This window comes from Mucilaginibacter sp. P4_E8, assembly GCF_056401495.1.
On record NZ_JBFUJG010000302.1, the window covers coordinates 1 to 2,386 of the forward strand.

Annotated in this window: 3 protein-coding genes; 1 reads left to right on the forward strand and 2 read right to left on the reverse strand. The window is 37.8% G+C overall.

The window, feature by feature from the left end:
* A partial coding sequence (locus AC1DRQ_RS30740; RefSeq protein ID WP_477429815.1) for a site-specific integrase occupies positions 1-743 on the reverse strand: 743 nt, incomplete at its 3' end.
* Between the two features lie 48 nt (positions 744-791).
* On the reverse strand, positions 792-983 hold the full coding sequence (gene rpsU, locus AC1DRQ_RS30745) for a 30S ribosomal protein S21 (RefSeq protein WP_343114695.1): 192 nt from the start codon (positions 981-983) through the stop codon (positions 792-794).
* 535 nt (positions 984-1,518) lie between these two features.
* Here rpsU and AC1DRQ_RS30750 point away from each other — a divergent pair.
* A partial coding sequence (locus AC1DRQ_RS30750; protein WP_477429818.1) for a carboxylesterase family protein occupies positions 1,519-2,386 on the forward strand: 868 nt, incomplete at its 3' end.

Here is a 2,386-nt window from a genome sequence, read left to right on the forward strand (position 1 = left end):
TATTTTTGCACTATTAGATATATTAATCTTGGGTAAGCATCGGCTCCTTTAGTTGTAACGATTAATGCTTGCGAATTGTTATGAAAATTTTGATTTTTCTTTAATTCTATGTAATCACCCAGTAATATGCGCAGCTCCGTATTTATAGGGATTATACGCTCCTTGTTGCGTTTTCCTAAAACCTTCAGGGTGCCTTCATAATCATTAATATCCTGATCCTTAAGGCCCAGCAGCTCTGCCAGGCGCATACCGGTACCAAACAGCATTTCAACAACCAGCTTATCGCGCCGGCCGGCAAAATCATCTGTAAATACTTCATTATCATCAAGCATTTGGGTAAGGCGGGCACTCTCAACCACAACAGGCAGGTTTTTGGGAATTTTTTGCGAACGGATTTTGGACGACGGATTTTCGGTAATTAACCCCTCCTGTAATAAAAACTTAAAATACTTGCGCAAGGTTGCCATTTTACGGTTTACAGAACGGGCTGTAAGCTTCTGGCTTATTAACTCAACCATCCAGTTACGGATGTCGTGGTAGCTTATTTGGTTGGGATGTGTTATAACCGGTTCGGGAACAGCGCTGGCCATACCAGGGTTATTAAGGAAGCGCATGAACTGATCCAGGTCTGATTCATAGGCAGATACGGTGTGGGGCGAGTATCGCTTTTCGAATTTAATGTATTGGATAAAACGCTCTAAAAACATAAAAACTATTTGAACATCCAGACATTGAATGTACAAATAGTTTTAATATAATGTTAAGAAATTTGAAAAAATCTTTTACAAGATTTAAACAGTTTCTATATTCATATTTTGCTTGTAGATGGCATGTTTAACAACATGACGACGAGTTACAGATTTTTTTTCGAATGCCTGACGACTGCGAAGCTCTCTTAATACACCTGTTTTCTCAAATTTCTTCTTGAAGCGTTTCAATGCTTTATCTAATGATTCGCCTTCTTTTACGTTAATGATGATCATAATTTCCTAAATACCTCCTTTCAAGGAGGGTCAAAGGTAAGCACAAATATTTGAAAATCAAATAGGATTTGGAATTTTTGTTGATCAGGTTTGTAATTAATCTAATCTTCAAAAAAAGAAAAGGTTGTCCAGTACCAACTTCGGGAAGACTTAAAGGGTTTAACAAAATTTTCACTTTAAATTAGTAAGCAAAACCTTATCAAATTTACACATCAATTTACATTCAAGGCTTCTCTTGCGGAATAAACCGGTAAATAAAATAGCTATGAATAAAAGTCTTTATCATTTTGGGATCTTTTTTTTAGGATTACTTGTTGCTTGCAGCATATTTCAAAGCATAGGTCAATTGCTGTTGGGTATCCAACTTTATATGCAGAATTCGTTTATAGCCTGGTTTTGGATGACTCATATAGTTTCAATAACAGGAAGCATATTCTTACTGAAGTATTATCACTACCGGGGGTATTGGTCTGCCTTCTATACAGGGATAATATTCACAATAGCAAGCCTTTGTGCTGCTGTTGTCTTTTTTATAATGCTGATATCAAGAGTATCAAGCAGCTATTATATAAACTATTATATACCTGCAGTTCTTATTTTTTTAGGTATCAGCATCATATACGCTCTAACCCTTATATTTTCCGGTAGCGGGAAAAAAATTTGGTTAAAGGTAGCAGGCGCCTATATGTTAGTCATCGGTCTGATTTTAATACCAGCTATTGCCTGGCCCCTGTTATCTAAAGACGTTCAATTCAATAGCGTATCAGGAAAAATTGTTCAATGGGCTTCAATGGCTGGTGGCTTAATCTTCATTCCGTTTATTATGCATTTTTTAAGTGAAATCAAGCTATTAAACACTGAAAACTCCAGCCCCATTAAGGAATCTTTAAAAGATACATTGGTTACTGTGAAAGCACTGGCTTTGGTAATTACACTGATTATTGGAGGAATGGTAACCGTTGAAGGCTATTCGTCAATATACTGGGGGAAGCAAAATTTTGAAAACACAAAGAAACTGGCTCAATTATTTGAAGCCCGTACCTTTGTAAACAGCAAAGGCGATACCCTATTTTATCATTTACTAAAGCCATTAAATTTCGATCCGAAAAAGAAGTACCCTTTGGTTGTCAGTCTTCCTTACGGCGGCCAACCCGGCACCGATAAGATCAGGCAAATGGAAGGTGCGGCGGCGGCTGAACTATTGTCAACCGATATCAACAGAAAAAAATACCCGGCGTTTCTTTTTGTGCCGAATTGCCCGTCCGGGTCTGGTTGGGGAGGTATTCCCAATTATCCGTCTGTAGATACATTGGTTTATAAAGCCATTAGCGCATTGGATACAGAGCCCGGAATTGATGTAAAAAGACGTTACGTTACCGGTATATCAAGAGGCGGGTATGGCT